This is a genomic window from Aquitalea sp. (genome assembly GCF_030150775.1).
In the GTDB taxonomy this organism is placed as follows: domain Bacteria; phylum Pseudomonadota; class Gammaproteobacteria; order Burkholderiales; family Chromobacteriaceae; genus Aquitalea; species Aquitalea denitrificans.
Map to the genome: position 1 here is coordinate 14848 of NZ_JASLFG010000033.1, position 18972 is coordinate 33819.

Annotated in this window: 18 protein-coding genes; 9 read left to right on the forward strand and 9 right to left on the reverse strand. The window is 52.3% G+C overall.

Going from position 1 to position 18972, the window contains the following annotated elements; all coding sequences use genetic code 11:
* Window positions 1-5 precede the first annotated feature (5 nt).
* From QVF59_RS10595 to QVF59_RS10630, 8 genes are all read left to right on the forward strand, one after another.
* Window positions 6-785: a PilW family protein gene (locus QVF59_RS10595; protein ID WP_287879622.1), complete on the forward strand. Its 780-nt coding sequence runs from the start codon at window positions 6-8 to the stop codon at window positions 783-785.
* On the forward strand, window positions 779-1468 hold the full coding sequence (locus tag QVF59_RS10600) for a pilus assembly PilX family protein (RefSeq protein ID WP_287879624.1): 690 nt from the start codon (window positions 779-781) through the stop codon (window positions 1466-1468). Before QVF59_RS10595 ends, QVF59_RS10600 begins: the two co-directional genes overlap by 7 nt.
* Before the next feature lie 11 nt (window positions 1469-1479).
* Complete coding sequence (locus QVF59_RS10605) at window positions 1480-1890, forward strand: type IV pilin protein (RefSeq protein WP_287879627.1); 411 nt, start codon at window positions 1480-1482, stop codon at window positions 1888-1890.
* A 241-nt stretch (window positions 1891-2131) separates the two neighbouring features.
* Entirely contained in the window at window positions 2132-3112 is a 981-nt protein-coding gene (locus QVF59_RS10610; protein ID WP_287879630.1) for a substrate-binding domain-containing protein, read from the forward strand.
* A 39-nt stretch (window positions 3113-3151) separates the two neighbouring features.
* Entirely contained in the window at window positions 3152-4663 is a 1512-nt protein-coding gene (locus tag QVF59_RS10615) for a sugar ABC transporter ATP-binding protein (RefSeq protein ID WP_287879633.1), read from the forward strand.
* Between the two features lie 3 nt (window positions 4664-4666).
* On the forward strand, window positions 4667-5659 hold the full coding sequence (locus QVF59_RS10620) for an ABC transporter permease (protein WP_287879635.1): 993 nt from the start codon (window positions 4667-4669) through the stop codon (window positions 5657-5659).
* A gap of 47 nt (window positions 5660-5706) precedes the next feature.
* The gene (locus QVF59_RS10625; RefSeq protein WP_287879637.1) at window positions 5707-6771 is read left to right on the forward strand and encodes a zinc-dependent alcohol dehydrogenase family protein; all 1065 of its coding nucleotides are present in this window, start codon (window positions 5707-5709) and stop codon (window positions 6769-6771) included.
* A gap of 3 nt (window positions 6772-6774) precedes the next feature.
* Window positions 6775-7665, forward strand: coding sequence for an aldose 1-epimerase (locus QVF59_RS10630; protein WP_287879640.1), 891 nt, complete (start codon window positions 6775-6777; stop codon window positions 7663-7665).
* A 32-nt stretch (window positions 7666-7697) separates the two neighbouring features.
* On the opposite strand, the gene dgoD is transcribed toward QVF59_RS10630, so the two are convergent.
* The 8 genes from dgoD to QVF59_RS10670 all read right to left on the reverse strand — a co-directional run bounded on the left by dgoD (window position 7698) and on the right by QVF59_RS10670 (window position 15962).
* Window positions 7698-8846, reverse strand: coding sequence for a galactonate dehydratase (dgoD, locus tag QVF59_RS10635; protein WP_287879642.1), 1149 nt, complete (start codon window positions 8844-8846; stop codon window positions 7698-7700).
* Window positions 8843-9475, reverse strand: a complete 633-nt coding sequence (locus tag QVF59_RS10640) for a 2-dehydro-3-deoxy-6-phosphogalactonate aldolase (protein ID WP_287879644.1) — start codon at window positions 9473-9475, stop codon at window positions 8843-8845. The genes dgoD and QVF59_RS10640 overlap by 4 nt, the downstream gene beginning before the upstream one ends.
* A gap of 3 nt (window positions 9476-9478) precedes the next feature.
* Complete coding sequence (locus tag QVF59_RS10645) at window positions 9479-10282, reverse strand: SDR family oxidoreductase (protein ID WP_287879647.1); 804 nt, start codon at window positions 10280-10282, stop codon at window positions 9479-9481.
* Between the two features lie 135 nt (window positions 10283-10417).
* The gene (locus tag QVF59_RS10650) at window positions 10418-11323 is read right to left on the reverse strand and encodes an SMP-30/gluconolactonase/LRE family protein (RefSeq protein WP_287879649.1); all 906 of its coding nucleotides are present in this window, start codon (window positions 11321-11323) and stop codon (window positions 10418-10420) included.
* Between the two features lie 10 nt (window positions 11324-11333).
* The gene (gene araH / locus QVF59_RS10655; RefSeq protein WP_287879651.1) at window positions 11334-12338 is read right to left on the reverse strand and encodes an L-arabinose ABC transporter permease AraH; all 1005 of its coding nucleotides are present in this window, start codon (window positions 12336-12338) and stop codon (window positions 11334-11336) included.
* 41 nt (window positions 12339-12379) lie between these two features.
* Window positions 12380-13873 carry an L-arabinose ABC transporter ATP-binding protein AraG gene (araG, locus tag QVF59_RS10660; protein ID WP_287879653.1) on the reverse strand — a complete coding sequence of 498 codons (1494 nt, stop codon included), beginning with the start codon at window positions 13871-13873 and terminating at the stop codon, window positions 12380-12382.
* Between the two features lie 30 nt (window positions 13874-13903).
* Window positions 13904-14986, reverse strand: a complete 1083-nt coding sequence (locus tag QVF59_RS10665; protein WP_287879655.1) for an arabinose ABC transporter substrate-binding protein — start codon at window positions 14984-14986, stop codon at window positions 13904-13906.
* Window positions 14958-15962: a 2-dehydro-3-deoxygalactonokinase gene (locus tag QVF59_RS10670; protein WP_287879658.1), complete on the reverse strand. Its 1005-nt coding sequence runs from the start codon at window positions 15960-15962 to the stop codon at window positions 14958-14960. The genes QVF59_RS10665 and QVF59_RS10670 overlap by 29 nt, the downstream gene beginning before the upstream one ends.
* A 324-nt stretch (window positions 15963-16286) precedes the next feature.
* Between QVF59_RS10670 and gcvA the strand changes: the two genes are divergently transcribed.
* A complete protein-coding gene (gcvA, locus tag QVF59_RS10675) occupies window positions 16287-17225 on the forward strand; it encodes a transcriptional regulator GcvA (RefSeq protein ID WP_287879660.1) in 939 nt (312 codons plus the stop codon).
* Window positions 17226-17433: 208 nt separating this feature from the next.
* On the opposite strand, the gene QVF59_RS10680 is transcribed toward gcvA, so the two are convergent.
* Window positions 17434-18969 (reverse strand): DHA2 family efflux MFS transporter permease subunit, encoded by a 1536-nt coding sequence (locus tag QVF59_RS10680; RefSeq protein ID WP_287879662.1) that lies wholly within the window; start codon window positions 18967-18969, stop codon window positions 17434-17436.
* Between the last annotated feature and the right edge of the window lie 3 nt (window positions 18970-18972).

The window sequence follows — 18972 nt, forward strand, 5'->3', positions numbered from 1 at the left end:
CCCATATGAGCGTCATGCGCGGATTTTCCTTGCTGGAACTGCTGCTGAGCATGACGCTGGGCCTGCTGTTATGCGCCTTGCTGTTGCCGGTGCTGCAAGCCAGCTTGCATAGCCAGCGCTTTGCGCTGATCCAACTGGATGCCCAGCAGGAAGCCCGCTTTGTCTTGCAGCAACTGGGGCGGGACATCCGCATGGCAGGGAGTTTTGGCTGTGCCGGTCCGGCCCTGTGGCCTGCCGGGCAGGAGCCTGCCATGCCATTGCCAGAGAATGGCAGCCTGGCGCTGCGCTATGCCGACGCGGGAGTGGCTGTCATGCCCGTTGTTGCCGAGGCGGGCAGGCCGGCGTTGCGCCTGCTGCAAGCACCTCCGCCATGGGAGCCGGGACAGATTTTGCTGCTCAGCAGTTGCCACCATATCGACCGGCTGGTGCTGGGGGAGCAAGCCTGGCTGGAAACCGAGGGCGAAACGGTATGGCTGCGGCTGCCGCCACATCACCCGGTATGGCAAAACCTGAAATTCCATCACCTGTTGTCGCTGGAGCTGCAGCCCTTACGCCAGCTGCGCTATTACTGGCAGTCACCCGGCAGCCTGTGGTGGCAGCAGGATAATGACCCGCCACAGCGCCTGAGCGATGACCTTGCCAGCCTGACGCTGCAAGCAAGGCCAGCAACTGAGTGTGCCAACGGGCTGCGACGCTGGTGGTGGACAGTGCAACTGACCATGCAGGGTGGCAGCTTGCCCGCATACCAGATGCAATTGGCCAGCCGTATGGGGGCGGCATGCTGAACCGGAACCATCTGAAGCAGCGTGGTGTGGTACTGCTGACTGCCTTGTTATGGCTGATGCTGCTGACCGTCGTGGCGCTTGGCGTTGGCCGCTTGTTGCGCGATGAACAGCGCATAGGCAGCAATCTGGATGATGTACAGCTGGCCTTCCGTCTGGCAGAGACTGCTTTGCAAGCGGGGGAGGCGGCCTTGCCAAGGCTGCCGCAGCTGGTACGACTGGGCGCAATGCAGGCGGTGGAACTGAGCGGGCCGACTTCTCCCTTTACCCTGACTTGCCGCCAGCCGCGCAATCCTCCGCCCTGGCAGCAGGGTTTGTGTCTGTCCGCCGCGTTGGCCGGGCAGGCGCATCCTGTACCGTGGCATCAGCGAGATAGCACCGGAGTGGAGCTGCTCCATCCCTGTGGCGCAGCCCAGCGCGTGACATTGCAGCCGGTATCCAGTGGCAATTACTGCCCCGGCGTGGCACCCGGGCCATGGTATTGGACAGATCCGCATTATCTGATCGAGTTGCTTGACCCGCGTTATCCCTCCCCTGATGGCCGCGGGCTGTTATTCCGCGTCACCGCGCGTGGCTGGGGCAAGCAGGCCGGCAGCGTGGTCACGCTGCAAAGCCATGTGCTGCTGGAGCCTGTAGGTAGCACTGGCCGCCGGCTGCAGCGGCTGTCATGGCGGGTGCTGCAATGAAGCCAGGACGCATGGGAGGCTTCAGTTTGATCGAACTGTTGACGGCGCTGGCCTTGCTGTCATTGCTGCTGGGCCTGGCGGTGCCACCGTTGCGTGGCCATGTGGTGAAAGTTCGTCAGGCCGAAGCCCGCGTGGCCTTGCTGCAGGCCAGCCATTTCATGGCGCAATGGCGTAGCCAGCATGGGCGCTACACCCAGGGCTCTGGTAGCTGGCCGGTGCTACCGGTCAGCGAAACCACACATTACCAGTTGGTTTTTGGTGCACAGGACGGCAATGCCCGCAACGACAGCTTTAAGCTGCGCGCCATACCCAAAGTGGGTCATGTATGGCTGGGGGAGGACGTGCTGGTGCTGGATCAGGACGGCAATATCAGGCTGTGCGCCAACAATGCCGAAGGGAAACTACGCTGCCGGGTGGATTAATTCGTACAGGCCAGACAATACATTATTTATTTCATGCGAGTGCATGGTGCATGCCTGTAATAATGTCGTAGTCAAATCAATTCCCCTCCAGAATGCCGTCAATATATTGACATCTACGCATTGGCTACATTGCCAGCTTGCCTTCATTTAATAATTTTTAACAGGCCCGCAAAATTATATCGTTTGCCAAATTGTGCTGTCGTGTGTAGAAGTTTAGGCAATATAAACCGAGGAGAAAGCGATGTTCTCATTCAGAGAGATATATTTTTCGTGGGCTGCGTGGTTGGTGCCAATATTTTTTTGCGTGCCAGTCATGGCGGAAAAGAAATTGACAGTAGGGGCAGTATATCTTGATACGCAGGGATACTACGCAGGCGTCAAAAAAGGAATTCAGGATGCTGCAAAAAATTCGGGAGTACACGTCCAGCTAATAGAAACAAATGTCCAAGGGGATATTGCAAAAGAAGGTGGGTTTATTGATACCTTAATTGCCAGGAAGGTGGATGCCATTATTTTATCTGCAGTGTCTGAAGCTGGTAGTGCTAAAAATGTAAGCCGCGCTGCTGCGGCGAATATTCCTGTTATTTGTTATAACACCTGTTTGAGTAAGAAGAATATTGATAAGTATGTGACATCCTATTTGGTAGGGGATCCATTTGCCTTTGGGACACAGCTTGGCAATATTGCTGCGGACTATTTTGTGGCAAATAAAATTTCAGCACCAAAAATTGGTGTAATTAATTGTGAGGCGTTTGAAGTGTGCAAGAAAAGACGTCTTGGCTTTGAAAGTGTTCTGCTAAAGAGATTGCCGAAAGCGCAAGTGGTAGCAAATCAGGAAGGAACGTCGTTAGATAAATCAATTTCAGTTGCTGAAAGAATTCTTATTGCCAATAAAGACATTGATGCCTTCATGGGTGAGTCGGGTGGGGCTACCTTGGGGGCGGTCAAGGCTGTTCGTAATCAGAGAAAGATTGGAAAGGTTGTTGTGTTTGGTGCGGATATGACGACGGAAATTGCTCAGGCATTGCAGGATAATAAAGTTTTAAAAGGGATTGTTGACATTTCAGGAAAGAAAATGGGGGGCGCCGTGTTTATGCAAACAGTAGCTGTCATCAATGGGAAGAAAAGCGGTGAAAAGATAATTCCAATGCCTATTGATAGCTACCGTAATGGTAATGATGCAAGCCAATGGTTGCGGACGCATGTAGATGGTTTGCCATAAGATAAGTAAATTTCTCAATTAGAAAATCGAGCCTAATGCATGAAAAATTCATCAGTTGCCAGTGTAGTCAATGGTTGTAAGCATTACGCCGGAGTTGTGGCATTGGATAGTATGAATTTTAATATTGAAAAAGGAGAGATTCGTGCTTTGTTGGGGAAAAATGGCGCTGGGAAATCCACACTCATCAAAATGCTGACGGGCAGCGAAATGCTGGATAGTGGTCAAGTATACCTGGGAGGAAAACAACTAAAAGGAAATAGCGCCACATTGACCCGCCACGCCGCCATGTTGGGTGTTGGTGTTGTCTATCAAGAACTGAGTCTGATTAATGAATTGACTGTTGCAGAAAATTTGTACCTTGGTACTTGGCCAAAACGGTACGGGCTGGTAAGCCATGCTGCCATGATAAAAATGGCAAAGCAAGACATAGCTGGATTAGGAATCTTGCTAGACCCTAATGCACTGGTCTCGGCATTGAGTATCGCTCAGAAACAGTTGGTTGAGATTGTCAGAATCATGAAGGGTACACCAAAGCTGGTGATATTAGATGAGCCAACGAGCTCTTTATCAAGCGCTGAAGTGGAACTGGTTATCAATGCCGTGAGAAAAATTGCGGCCCTTGGTACTGCTGTAATTTATGTTAGTCACCGGATGGAAGAAATACGTCGACTCGCACATTCTGCCACCATCATGCGAGATGGAAGAATTATTCGTGATGTAGATATCAAAAATTCTTCTACAGCGGAAATCGTCGCTTATATGCTGGGTCATCAAAATCCACTTGCTTTGCCAGTCTCTTCAGAATTCTGTGGAAATCCTGTTTTGGAGGTGAAAAATTTACAGCAAGGTACGCTGTTGCAGAATATCAATTTTACCCTGCATCAGGGTGAGGTAATTGGTATAGCCGGCTTGCTTGGGGCTGGTCGTAGTGAATTGCTGCAAAGTATTGTCGGTTTGCGACCTATTGATGCTGGTACGATTAAACTGAATGGCATGGAGCATAAGCAGCCGACGTATAAAAAAATGCTAAAGAATGGAATTGGCTATACGCCGGAGAATAGAAAAGAAGAAGGCATTGTACCCATGCTTGGTATAGATGAAAATATTATCTTAACTAATTTTAATCTGGTCAGTTGTTATGGGGTCTTGCAATGGCGACGGATCAAAAGCGCCGTGTCTTCCGTCATGCAGTCGATGTCAGTCAAAGCTAAGAGTAGCCATGAATCTATCCAGAATTTATCTGGTGGCAATCAGCAAAAGGTTGTTATTGGTCGTTGGATTTATGCCGATAGTCAAATATTGCTATTGGATGAGCCTACGCGTGGCGTGGATGTTGAAGCTAAAAATCAAATTTATCAAATAATAAGAAACCTGGCTAAGAAAGGTAAAAGTATTATTGTTGTTTCCAGTGAAGTAGAGGAATTGAGCCTGATGTGTGATCGAATTTTGCTATTGCAAGGTGGGGTGATTCGTAGTGAGTTTATTTCACCCATTAATGAAGAGCAGCTATTGGCGGAGATGTTGTCTTCACCTCATGAAGGAAAGGATTAAGTTATGTCTATGTCTTCAGTTGAATCCGCTGTAAGCAGTAATTTGGCTGTGAGTAATCTTATCAGGCGTTATATAAATGAAATTGGTCTTATTTTGGTGATTGCATTGCTGTATTTGATATTTTCATTTAATGCACCCGGATTTAATTCGATGGGAAATCAAATGAATATATTGCGTGATGCAGCTATGGTTGGTATTGCAGCATGGGCAATGACACTGGTCATTATTGCGGGTGAGATTGATGTCAGCGTGGGACCAATGGTGGCTTTCAGTTCCGTTTGTTTGGCATATTTGTTGAAATTGGAAGTTTCACTTGCGCTGGCCTCGCTGTTGATCTTGCTACTAGGTTTCAGCTTGGGGAGCGTGGCGGGTGTGCTGCGTGGTGTGTTTGGCATTCCCAGCTTTGTCGCAACATTGGGCTTGTGGAGTGTGTTGCGTGGTCTGGGTTTATTCATGACAGAGGCTTTACCCGTTCCCGTTGAGGAAAGCAATATTCTCGACTGGATTGCTGGAGAGATTGGTATCTTCCCCATTTCTGCTGCAGTCATGTTGGCTATTTTTGCTTTCTTTGTATTGGTAAGTCATAAAACTGCATTTGGACGTTCAATTTATGCCATCGGTGGTAATGCTACCGCCGCTCAGCTGTGTGGCATTAATGTGCGATCGGTACGCATTCTGGTGTTTGCATTGTCTGGTCTGATGAGTGCGGTTACCGGAATATTGCTCACCGCAAGATTGGGCTCCGGAAATGCGGGCGCTGCAAATGGCATGGAATTTGATGTCATCGCAGCCGTTGTCGTTGGCGGGACGGCTCTGGCCGGCGGCAAGGGCTCTTTATTTGGAAGTTTGTTAGGTGTGTTGGTGATTACACTGATTGGTAATGGTTTGGTTTTATTAGGTATTGACTCATTTTTCCAGCAAGTGGTCCGTGGAGTGATTATTGTTTTGGCCGTATTGATTAATATCCAGCTGCTTCAGAATAGCCGACGTCGTTAATTTCATCAAATCCCGTATAAACAGATTATTCATATTGGAGTTGTGACGTGTTGAAAACCATGATGGCTGCTTATCTGCCCGGGAATGCAAGTGTTGTTTTAAAGGAAGTACCTGTGCCGCTGCCTGGTATCAATCAGGTACTGATACGCATGAAGTCGTCCGGTATTTGCGGTAGTGATGTGCACTATATCTATCACCAGCATCGTGCTAGTGATGCGTCACCGGGTAAGCCGCTATATCAAGGTGTGATCAACGGTCATGAGCCCTGTGGTCAAGTGGTGGCTTTGGGCCCGGGTTGTCGTCACTTTAAAGAGGGGGATAGAGCACTGGTCTACCATATTTCCGGTTGTGGATTTTGCCAGAACTGTAGGCGTGGCTTTCCTATTTCCTGTACTGGCAGCGATAAAGCTGCTTATGGCTGGCAGCGTGATGGTGGTCATGCGGACTATCTATTGGCGGAGGAAAAGGATCTGATCCGACTGCCTGATGCGCTACGTTATGAGGATGGCGCATTCATCAGTTGTGGTGTTGCTACAGCATACGAAGGGATTGTGCGTGCCAACGTGTCAGGCAGTGATACGGTGCTGGTGGTGGGTTTGGGCCCGGTTGGCATGATGGCCATGATGCTGGCCCGTGGCCGGGGGGCCAAACATGTGATCGGGGTAGACCTATTGCCGGAGCGGCTTGCCTTGGCCAGCCAGTTGGCGGTGATGGATGTGGGCTATCTCGCGACTACGCCAGACCTGGTGCAAGTGATTGTCGAGCACACTAAAGGCGGGGTAGATGTCGCCCTGGATTGTTCCGGGAATCCTCAGGGGCGCTTGCTGGCTTTGCAAGCTAGTGCCGATTGGGGGCGGGTTGTATATATCGGAGAAACAGGCAAAGTTGAATTTTCGGTCAGTGCAGATTTAATGCATCATCAGCGCCGTATTATTGGCTCTTGGGTGAGCAGCTTGTTCCATATGGAAAAATGCGCGCATGATTTGACGGATTGGAAATTATATCCCCACCAGGCAATTTCCCATCGTTTCACGCTGGAACAGGCTGGTGAAGCTTATGCTTTGATGGCCAGTGGTCAATGTGGCAAAGTGGTTATCAACTTTCCGGAATAAATCATGACGACATATACCTTGGAAAACGCCAGTCTGCGGCTGCTGGTATCAAGTCATGGTGGATGTATTGAAGGTTTTTTCTTGCGAAGGACGGCGGGTGATTTTCCCTTGCTGCGGCCTGGGAGAAATAATGGTCAGGCTATTCACTCCTCTTGCTTTCCTTTTGTGCCATTTGCGAGTCGGGTGAGTGGTAATCAATTTGTGCATGAGGGTAAAACTTATCACTTACAGCCAAATACTGATTGGGATCCACATTATTTGCATGGTGATGGCTGGTTGAATGAGTGGCAATTACAACAAGTTGTTCACGATGAGTTGCAGCTTGCATACCAGCATCGCGGTGAATGTTATTGCTATGATGTATTACAAACATTCAGTTTGCATGATAATTGCTTGCGATTGACGCTGGCAGTCACGCACCGAGGCTACACGCCACTACCTTATGGTTTGGGCTGGCACCCTTATTTCCCCATGAATCATAAAACCCTGCTTTATGCACCAGCAGATGGGTATTGGGTGGAACGGGAACAATGGTTGTCCGGGGCGTATAGGACGGAGCGCCCTGCGGAGCTGAATTTTAACCAGGTCGCACCAATCCCAAGCCATTGGGTAAATAATGGATTTTCAGGCTGGAATGGCCAAGCGACTATTGAATGGCCTGACGCTGCTTGTCAGTTATTGCTAAGCACGGAGCCAGCGGCACCATGCTATTTCGTGTTTGTTTCTGATACACAGTTTGATCCGCAATATCAGTCAGATTATTTCTGTTTTGAGCCGATGAGCCACGGACCGGACGACCACCATCGTCCTGCCGCGGGTAAGCTAAACATCTTGGCAGCGGGAGAAACATTGCAGCTGAGTATGCTGTTGAGCGTGCTGGATCAGCAGGCTTGAGCAGGCAAGGCTAAGCTGGGTGGTGGCGTTGATTACCATTCCGCCAGACTGCCATCTTCGTGTCGCCATAGTGGATTGCGCCATGGCTGGCTCTGTTGGCTGCGCGCCAGCACCATTTCCTCATCAATCTGTACACCCAAACCTGGCAAGTGCGGGGCTTTGAAAAAGCCCTGCTCAACCATAAAGTCGGCTTTATTATGCACGTAGTCTAATAAGTCGGCTTGCTGGTTGTAATGCATGCCCATGCTGTGTTCTTGTAATGTGGCATTCCAACAGCAAAAATCAATTTGTAGACAAGCAGCTAAGGCGATGGGGCCGAGCGGGCAATGCGGTGCAAAGGCAACATCATAGGCCTCGGCCATGGCGGCTATCTTGAAGCATTCACTAATTCCCCCGGCATGGGACAAATCTGGCTGAATGATTGCCAAGCCTCCCGCTTCCAGCACGCTTTTGAAATCGAAGCGTGAAAACAGGCGCTCGCCTGCCGCCAGCGGTATATGTGTTTGTGTGGCCAGCCGGGCATATGCGTTGGCCTGCTCTGGCAATACCGGTTCTTCAATGAATAATGGGCGATAGGGCTCTAATTCATGAATGAGCACCTTGGCCATGGGCATGGAAACACGGCCATGAAAATCCAGGCCAAATTCCACAGTATTACCAAAGGTTTCCCGAATTTCTGCAACCCGCGCCACGGCATCATCGATCGCGCGTGAGCTGGCAATCATGGCCATCTGGTCGCAGCCATTCAGTTTGAAATAATTAATGCCCTGGGCCAGCAAGGTTTGCATGCCCTCGATGACCTCGCTCGGGCGATCTCCGCCTACCCAGCGATAGCTGCGCATGCGCTCGCGTACCTGGCCCCCTAATAGCGTGGCAACCGGCGCTCCCAGCGATTTCCCTTTGATGTCCCACAAGGCTTGGTCAATACCGGACAATGCACTCATCAAGATGGGGCCGCCACGGTAGAAGCCGCCCCGGTACATGGTTTGCCATAAATCATTGATCTGGCTTGGATCTTTGCCAATCAGATATTCGGATAATTCACGTACGGCGGTTTCCACGGTATGTGCCCGGCCTTCGAGTACGGGCTCTCCCCAACCCGTGATGCCTGCATCCGTTTCTATTTTCAGAAACATCCAGCGTGGTGCCACGTGATAACACTGCATGCGGGTGATTTTCATCGGCTCGTCTCTGCGGGTAATGCGGCCTGATAGGCGGCAACAAAGGCCTGGGCACGTTGCCAAGTTTGTTCGGGTGATTGGCCTGCTTGATACAAATCACTACCCAGGCCAGCACCGATGCATCCGGCAGCAAGGTAAGCAGCGATATTTTGTGGGGTGATGCCGCCCACTGCATAAAGCGGGATGTTTGACGGCAGTACGGCCTTGAGCGCCGAAATATATTTTGGCCCCAGCGGGCCTGCAGGGAAGAGTTTCAAGGCATTGGCACCGGCTTTCAGCGCGCTCAAGGCTTCCGATGCGCTCATGCAGCCGATGCAGCTATACAGCCCGTGCGTGCTGGCTGCGGCAATAATGTCGGGGTCGGTATTCGGGGTCACGATAAAGCGTGCAGCGCAGGCGGCTAATTGCGCCACTTGTGCGCAATGCAGCACGGTGCCAGCACCAATCCAGATGTCCTTGCCAAAGGCTTGCATGCTTGCTTGCACACTGGATAAGGCTTGGGGCGAGTTCAAGGGAATCTCAATGGCGCGGAAACCGGCGTCGATCAGCACTTCACAATGCTGCAAGACTTCTTCTGGCCGTATGCCGCGCAGGATCGCCACTAGGGGGGGGAGCTGGGTCCAGGTCATGATTTACTCGTGATAAAGTTGCGAGCGTCCACCATCAATCAGAATGTCGGTGGCATTGATGAAACGGGCTTCATCGCTGGCGAGAAACAGTGCGGTATAAGCCACTTCGTCCGGCTCTCCGATACGTTTGCATGGCAGTAATTCTGCTTGGCGTTGGCGTTCGGCTTGCGGGTCTGCTGCTGCAGCAAAGCTGGCCTCGGCAATGGCGGTGAGGATTAACCCCGGTGAGATGGAGTTGACCCGGATGCCGTGTGCCGCATATTCAATGCCCAGCGCACGGGTGAGCCCAATCAAGCCGTGCTTGGCGACTGGATAGGGAAAGCTGCCGGGAATGATTTTGTGGCCATGTACCGAGGCAATATTGATGATGCTGCCCGCCCTGCCGGCCAGCATGTGCGGCAATACGGCACGTGCGCAGTGCCAGGCACCTTCCAGGTCAACGGCAAAACAACGTCTCCAGTCTTCCGGACTTAAAGCAAGCGGGTCGGAGAACACATTAATGCCTGCATTGTTGACCAGCACATCAATGGTGCCAAAACGCGCAATGGCCGCGCTGACCATGGCATCAACCTGCTCCTGGCTGCGTACATCTGCCTGAATCAGCTGGATATCTTCTGGCTGGCCTAGCGAGGCGGCAAATGCCCTGGCGGCGTCGTTACAACTACGGACATTCACAATTACACGGGCACCATGCAGCGCGAACAGCTTGGCGCAAGCCGCGCCAATACCATGGGCGGCACCGGTGATCAGGGCCACCTTGCCGGCTAAGCGAGGTGGAAAGGTGTGTGGGGAATGGGTGGAGTGCATATGAGCTCGCTGTGGATCATGGCTGGCCTTAAGGGCGGTTAACAAAAAACCTGCTGCTGGGGTGCGCCACCTTGCGTCAGGGACGCCAGGCGATTTTGTTAGCCGCTTTAAGGGAAAGGATTGCGCTGGCGACTGTTAGCAAGTGCTTGCGCCAGCCGCTCCGTAGCGTGTTTCGCGCAAGCCGCGCAGGCCGGGGAGCGTGAGCTGCAAAACCGCGCCGGCATTGGCATCGTTAGCCCGCTGCTGCTCAGGCAGGCCGATATACGCGCTGCTCACGTAGAGGGTATCCAGATCCGGGCCGGCAAAAGTCAGGCAGGTGGCTTGTGTAACCGGCAGCAACACGCGTTGCCGCAGCTGTCCATCCGGGGTGTAGCAGGTGATGCAGCGTCCGCCCCACTCGGCATTCCACAAGCAGCCGGCCGCATCCACGCAGGAGCCATCCGGATAGCCGGACGTCTGGGTGTGATCAAGTTGGGCAAACAGGCGCAGCCGGTCAACTGCACCACTGTCTGCGTCGTAGTCACACATCAGAATGCGGCGCGTCGGCGTGTCACAGCAGTACATGGTTTTGCCATCCGGGCTGAAGGCAATACTGTTGGCCACGGTGACCGCTGGGAGTGCCAAGCGTTGTAGTTGGCCGCTGGTCGTGAAGCGGTAAAAATGGCCAATGGCTTCCGGGCCGTGCTCGTTCATGGTGCCGAACACAAAATTGCCGGCGCGGTCGACTCGGCCATCATTAATGCGTGTGGAGTGCAGCCCCGCTTCTACCTCTGCCAGCAATGTGAGCGCGCCGTTGCGGCTATCAAAACGCACCAGTTGTTTGGCCAGGCCGAGGATGAACACGCCAGGGATGGCGGTCATGGCAAATGAACAGACGCGCTGCGGCAAAACCCAGTGCTGCTCTTGCTGGCTTGCTGGATGATGGTTCCACAGCATGCATTGCTGGATATCAACCCACCATAATTTCTCCTGCTGTTCATCCCAGAGAATGCCTTCGCCCAAGGTGCAGCGCGTAGGGGACAATAAATGTATATCTGCCATTTGCTTCCCCTTAGCGATCGCCATCGCGGTGTTTTAATTGATCCGCTAACACTGCCGTCAACAAAATGCCACCACGAACCAAATATTGATAAAAAGTATCGATATTCAGCAGATTCATTGCATTTTGTACCGTACCCATAATCAGTACCCCCACCAGCACACCACTGACCGTGGCACGCCCACCCATCAGCGATACCCCACCCAGCACACAGGCAGAAATTACATTCAATTCAAAGCCCTGAGCGGCATTGGGCTGACCGCTGGTAATGCGCGCAGCCAGAATGATGCCGGCTAAAGCCGCAATCACGCCCTGAATCAAAAAGATGGTAATGCGTGTGGCATTGACCTGGACCCCGGCCAGCCTTGCCGCTTCCGGATTACCGCCAATGGCCAAGGTATTGCGTCCATAAACAGTTTTATTAAGCAGCACGGCAAACAGGATGAAACACAGTATGGCTATCCATACCGGTAGCGGCACACCCAGCCAGATGGCATTACCAAGTTCAAAAAATGCCATATCGGCAACGCCGACAGCCTGTCCGTCCGAGGTGATAAAAGCCAAACCGCGGACAATTTCCATGCTGGCCAGGGTAGTAATCAAGGCATTCACTCTCAGCTTGGCGATCACCACACCATTCATGCCGCCAATCAGCGCACCGGCGCACAAACTGGCGGCAATGCCAAGCGCAATACTGCCGCTGGCATTGATGACGGTGGCACACAGTACGCCGGCAAAGGCGACAATGGAACCGACGGAAAGATCAAAATCACGCGAGGCCAGACAAAACATCATGCTGCACGCCACCATGCCGATTTGCGACACGGACAGTGCTAATCCCATCATGTTTTGCCATGAAAAAAAATAATCTACCGACAACGACAGCAGGATGAATAAAAGGGCAAAGATCAGCGGCAGGCTGAAATCCTCCAGCCACTGCAATTTGTCCATCCTGCCTGGCCGGGTAGGAGGCGGCATGCTGGCATGGTTTTCTGATGCAGGTTGCAACGGGGTCATGAAACACTCCTTTTTCTGCGAATCGCACATCTAAGGCTGTTTTATCTGGCAGGCATGGCCAAGGTCAGAACGGCTTGCTCATTCGCCTGTTCGCGCGGCAATTCACCCACAAGGCGGCCGGCACTCATCACCAGGATGCGATCAGTCACACCCAATATTTCCGGCAGATCACTGGAAATCATCAAGATGGCCAAGCCCTGTTCGGCTAACTCATAAAGTAATTGGTAAATCTCGCTTCTGGCACCAACATCAATGCCGCGTGTTGGCTCGTCGACAATTAAGACGTGCAAACTATCCATGGCCAACCAGCGGGCCAGAATGGTTTTTTGTTGATTCCCTCCGGACAGCAGCCGAATTGGCTGTTCCCGGCTGGGCGTTTTAATATGCAGGCGCGTAATATAGTTGTCGGCAAGCGCAGCCTCACGACGCGCATGCACTGGCTGAAGCAAGCCCAAGCCGCTGCGACGGTGGCTGATATTGATGTTCTCCGCAACCGAGCGACAGCCGATAATCCCGTCTTGTTTACGATCTTCCGGACAGAGCACGATGCCATACCGGATGGCATCGGCAATACTGTTGATTTGCGCTGTTTTCCCATCAATCAGGATATTGCCGCTTCTTTTTGGCGTTATGCCAAAAATCAGGCGGGCCAATTCGGAACGACCGGCACCCACCAAGCCAAACAGGCCGACGATTTCTCCTTGTCGAATGGATAAACTCACTGGCTCGGCCAAGCCTGCGCCGTGCAGATGGTCTATGTGCAAACGTACCGCCCCAGGCTTGCGCGGGCGGTAGCCAAAGATATCCTGTACTTGTCGTCCCACCATGCAACTGATCAATTCATCCCGCGTTAGCCCGGCCATCTCCGGAAAATAGGCCACCTTATGTCCATCGCGAAACACCGTGCAACAATCACATAAATGAAAAATTTCATCCATGCGGTGCGAAATATAAATCAGCGCCTTGCCTTGTTTGCGTAGTGCCTTCACCAGATCAAATAACATCTCTGTTTCACGGCTGGATAAGGAGCTGCTCGGTTCATCCAGTGCAATCACTTGTGCATTACGTAATACGGCTTTGCAGATTTCCACCAGTTGTCGTTGACCAATAGACAAGGTTTTCAATTTGCTACGCAGGTCAAGGTCAATCCCCATGTGTTCAAGCTGGCTGCTAGTCCATGCCATGGCTGCATGGTGCTGGATAAAACCACCACGATGTGGTAAATGCCCCAGCATGAGATTATCCATGATGCTAAGCTCCGGGACGCCTTGCAGCTCCTGGTGAATCACGGCAATGCCGGCATTGATTGCTGCCCTGGTAGAGGTAAATACGGTGGTTTGTCCCTGAATGACAATCTGTCCATGATCTGGTCGATAGTCACCACTCAGTATTTTTAATAGTGTTGATTTTCCCGCGCCATTTTCCCCCATCAAACCATGTATTCGCCCTGATGCAATGCTGAGTGACACATCAGACAGCGCCTGTACCCCAGGGAAGGCTTTACTGATATGGCGAAATTCAAGGAATGCAGACATAAGCCAGTCTCCTGATGATGGCTCGCAATATTAAAAGCCCATGTCCCGGCGTAGCGTCTTTTGGTTTTCACGCGTCATCAATGCGCCACTGGTCAGTGTCAACATAGCTGGCGGCTTGTTATGGCTGATCCATTCATACATATTGATTGCAGTTTCATATCCATGGTGTTTTGGACTGATGAGCACACTGCCAAAAAATCCAGTGATGTTTGGTTTGGCAAATTCGTTAAGTGCCGATTGGCTCCCGCCAATTCCTACGCCAATCATATTGGTGGGCTTGATGCCTCTGCCTTCTGCCGCGCGCACGGCACCCAGCACTGCTTCGTCGTTCAGCCCAAAGGCAATCCAGTTTTTAAATTGCGGATTTTTGGTGATGGTAATATTTGCCGCGTTAAAGGCAGCTTCTGTGTCTGTTTTAGTCTGCGGGCTATTGAGAATGTTTTTCTGTGGCAAACCGGCCTGCAGCAGTACTTTCATTGCGCCATTGGTACGCTCCCGGGCAGTCGGTAATTGGTCATAGGCAATGCGGATGGCACCGACTTCGCCCAGTTTCCAGCCGCGTTTTTTCATTTCCTGTTTGATGGCTTCACCGACTTGCTCACCTATCTTGCTGGCTGATATACCCATGTGTGGAATGGATGAGATTTCTTTTCCGCTACCATCTACCAGACGGTCATCAACGGTCATTAATTTCAAGCCATTCTGTTTGGCTTTGGCAATAATGGCTGGACCCAATTTGACATCGGGTGCGCAAATAATGAAGCCTTGCGCCTGTTGTGAGCCCAGATTGTCAATGGCAGTTAATACATCACTCCCGCTGGGGACGCCGATTTTTATTAGCTTGAATCCTTTTTGCTTGGCCGCAATATCGGCAAACTTCCATTCATCCTGAAACCATGATTCTTCTGGCTGTTTAACCAGAAAGCCAATTTTCACTAAGGTGGCAGCATTGCTTGTTGCTATACTGCTGGCGCACAGCGCCAGTGCCAGGAAGGCTTTTCTGAGGTGGCTGCATTTGTTCATATTCCCCTCCTTGATAAAGCGCACAGCTGATGCTGTCCGCACGCGAATAAGATGCTGCTGTTTATTGCTTGTTGAGCAAACCACGCGCATGGGCAATTGCCATGGCACCATAACCGGCCAGATTTTCCTGTTGCATTTGATTGACAATGCTGACCTTGCCTGAGAAAAAGTCATCGTTTGAAACCAGTGCCGCCAGTGCTTCGCGCAGCATGGGTTTGCCCGTAATGACAAACTGTGTACTGGGATTCATGCGCATGGCGGTGCTGTTTCTCAGCGTGAGCAAATCTGCACCCAAAATGGCACCCAGTAGAAAATTGGCCCGTGCATTACGTTGATAAACAGTAAACTGACTGAGCGTGCGTACCATGAAGCAGGCTCGCCCCAATCCCAGATTCTTGGCACTAGCCGCCCCGGCCAGCAGCATTTCAATATCTAATTCATCCGCGAAGTCAGCATCTAATGCTTCGGCCAGAATAGTGTGCTGGGTAACAACCTGTAATAACTCCCCGGCTAATGTGGTGACGCAGCCGGTTATACGTTGCTGGGCATCAAGATGAACAAACTTGGAGTGTGAGCCCGGTAATGCAATCACTGTCGCTGTATTCAGTACCAAGCGTTTGAGCAGCCCCATGACTTCCACTTCTTCGCCGCGCATCATATCCATGGCTTCTATATTGTGTAGCCCAATATTGGTTATCTGATTGCGTATGCCAGGAATAAACCATATCGGTTTGGCACATACATTTGGCAGTGTGACTTCTACCATGCCCTTGGCCAGTTCGGGCAGGCCGGCAGGTGCCATTAAGTGGCCTAGCTCAATAAGGCCGACATTGGAGGTAATCATGCCCGATGCGATTATGCGGTCAATTTGCGCAAGATAGAGTCCAGATTTTTGCAGTACTTCGGCAATAGTGTTTTTTACGCTATTTTCCAAGGCGGATTTATTGCCAGAAATGGCGGTATTTCTTACTCCGACCGCTTGAGAAGACTGATAGACCGGAGTTGTATTTTTCCAGACAGTTATCCTGGTATTTGTGGTGCCAGTATCTAAGGTGATGATGTTCATTCCTTGCCTACCCTCAAAGGCGTTACTGTGTCATGGCTTATTTATTACTTTCCATCGCCTGTATTAACGTGTCGTAGTGTTTTATCCGGCTTGTCCTTGGATGGTATGGACAACTGCATGGTGTTGTTAAGCGACTCTATCCTGTGTGGCGAGGTGACTGTGTGGTCAGGTGCCTAGGCCATCAGAGAAATGCAAAGATAGCGGGCATTCATTTTTATCGTCGTTTGTATAGTGATGTGTGGTGTTGATTATGAAACGGCATCGAGACAGATCACGCAAACGAGAAATTTTTACTGCCCGTTAACTTTTTTTTAGTGAAAGACCATGAAACAACGCCTTCCTCCGTTGAATGCCGTTCGCGTCTTTGAGGCGGCGGGTCGTCATCTGAGTTTCAGCCGTGCGGCTGATGAATTGTGTGTGACTAATGCGGCGGTCAGCTTGCAGATCAAGCTGCTTGAGGAATTTTTGGGGAAGAAATTGTTTCACCGTCAGAATAATCAGTTGAGTTTGACGGAAGATGGACAGGATTATTTGCCTAGAATCCGAGAGTCGCTGCGCTCTTTGAGTAAAGCGACGGATCGACTATTTAGCAAGGAGGCCAATACATTGCGCATTGGCGTGTCTCCTTCTTTTGGCTCCAAATGGCTGATTCCACGGCTTTACCGCTTTCTCAAACAGTATCCGCAGGTCAATGTTGAGCTGGCCACCTTGGGGGGGCAAAACCACCAGCAATATGATGTGTGTATTGATGATAGCCCTGCCTCTGGGCAGAACTTACAGATTGAATGGTTGACCGAGACTGATTTTTTTCCGGTTTGCAGTGCAAGCATGCCAGTGGAATTGCAGCAGGCACCGGATTTCCTATGCAAAACGCTATTGCATGTGCGTAGCGCGCCGCCGTCCGCGCATTACCCCACCTGGCGCCAATGGTTTGGCGAGGCCGGCATTATGCATCTGGAGCCAGAGGCCGGGCCGGTATTCAGTGAAGCATATATGGCATTGCAGGCGGCAATGGCAGGTCAGGGTTTGGTGCTGGGGCAAAGCATATTGGTAGATCATGATATGGCAGCCGGCAGGCTGGTACGCATGCTGGATACCCCGGTATCTCTGCGTATGTCTTATTACTTGCTTTATCCACAGCAGTCGCAAGGGGAGCTTGCGTTTGAATTATTTCGAACATGGTTGTTGGATGAAATAAGACTTCCCCTGTATGGCAGCACTGTGTCGGCGGGCGGACAAAATCCTGTACTACCCCATTCGTAACGCTTTCCGGCGCAGACAGTAGCAAGGTGGAGCAAGGGAGCAAAGCCGCAACAAGCTGTTGTCAGTGTCAGTGTCAGTGTCAGTGTCAGTGGCAGGGGAAGGGGAAGGGGAAGGGGAAGGGGAAGGGGAAGGGGAAGGGGACCATGGAAGATGGGGTTGGCGTGATAAACAAAGCCCGCTTGCGCGGGCTTGCTTGTTGCAGTCAGGCTTAATGCGCGCCGCTGTCGGCGGCACCGCTGGAGGTAAACGGTGGCCGGGCAAACCACACCAGGGCAATCAGGGCGACAAACATGATGCCGAACAGCCAGAACACCTCATTCACGCCGATCAGCGAACCCTGGCGGGTAATCTGCAGGGCAGTGTAAGCCTGTTGCTGGCTGGTGGACATGCCGGTGCTCTCCAGCAGACGGAACCACATCAGGCTGGCCTGATCGTACAGCGTCACGTGCTGGGTGAGCTGGGCATGGTGCAGGGCTTCGCGCCGGTCCCACAGCGTGGTGGTGATGGAGGTGCCGATACTGCCGGCCAGAATGCGCAGGAAGTTGGACAGGCTGGAGGCGCTGGCAATCTGGTTCGGGCGCAGCCCGGACAGGGTGATGGTGGTCAGTGGCATGAAGAAGCAGGCCACGCCAATACCCTGGATGAACTGCGGCCACACCACATAGGCAAAGTTCATCTCCACGTTGAAGGTGCTGCGCCAGAAGAAGCACAGCGCATACACGCTGAAGCTGATGGTGACCAGCCAGCGCATGTCCAGCCGGTGTGCATTCTTGCCGATGATGGGCGACAGGAAAACCGGCAGGATGCCGATGGGCGCAGCGGCAAGGCCGGCCCAGGTGGCGGTGTAGCCCATCTGGGTTTGCAGCATCAAGGGCAGCAGCACCACCGCGCCGAAATACAGCATGAAGCCCAGGCTGATGGCCACGGTGCCCACGGTGAAATTGCGTTTGGCAAACAGGGTGAGGTCGACAATGGGGTGCTGTTCACCCAGCTCCCAGATCACCAGATAAATCAGCGAAACGGCCGAGACAATGGCCAGCACCACGATTTCGGTGGAGTTGAACCAGTCCAGTTCCTTGCCGCGGTCCAGCATCATTTGCAGCGCGCCCACGCCCACCACCAGCAGGGCCAGGCCCAGCTTGTCGATGGGCAGATCGATGATGTCGGTCTCGCGCTCCTTGAGGATTTTCCAGCTGATGAAGGCTGCGCCCAGTCCCACCGGGACGTTGATGAAGAAGATCCAGCCCCAGTGCCAGTTGTCACTAATGACGCCGCCGAGGATCGGGCCGAACACCGGTGCCACAATCACCGTCATCGCCCATAGCGCCAGCGCCAGGCCCTTCTTGGCTGGCGGGTAGCAAGACATCAGCAGGCTTTGTGACAGCGGAATCATCGGCCCGGCCACCGCGCCTTGCAGCACGCGGAACAGGATCAGCATTTCCAGGCTGTTGGCCATGCCGCACATCCAGGATGTCAGCACGAATAGCAGGGTGGAAATGGTGAACAGCTTTACTTCGCCAATCTGCTTGGCCAGCCAGCCGGTGAGCGGTACGGCGATGGCATTGGCCACGCCAAACGAGGTAATCACCCAGGTGCCCTGGCTGGTGGCTGCCCCAAGGTTGCCGGAAATGGTGGGTAGCGCAACGTTGGCAATGGTGGTGTCCAGTACCTGCATGAACACCGACATCGACAGCGCCAGCGTGATCCACACCAGGCGCGAGCCGGTCAGTGGTGGATGTTGCATGAA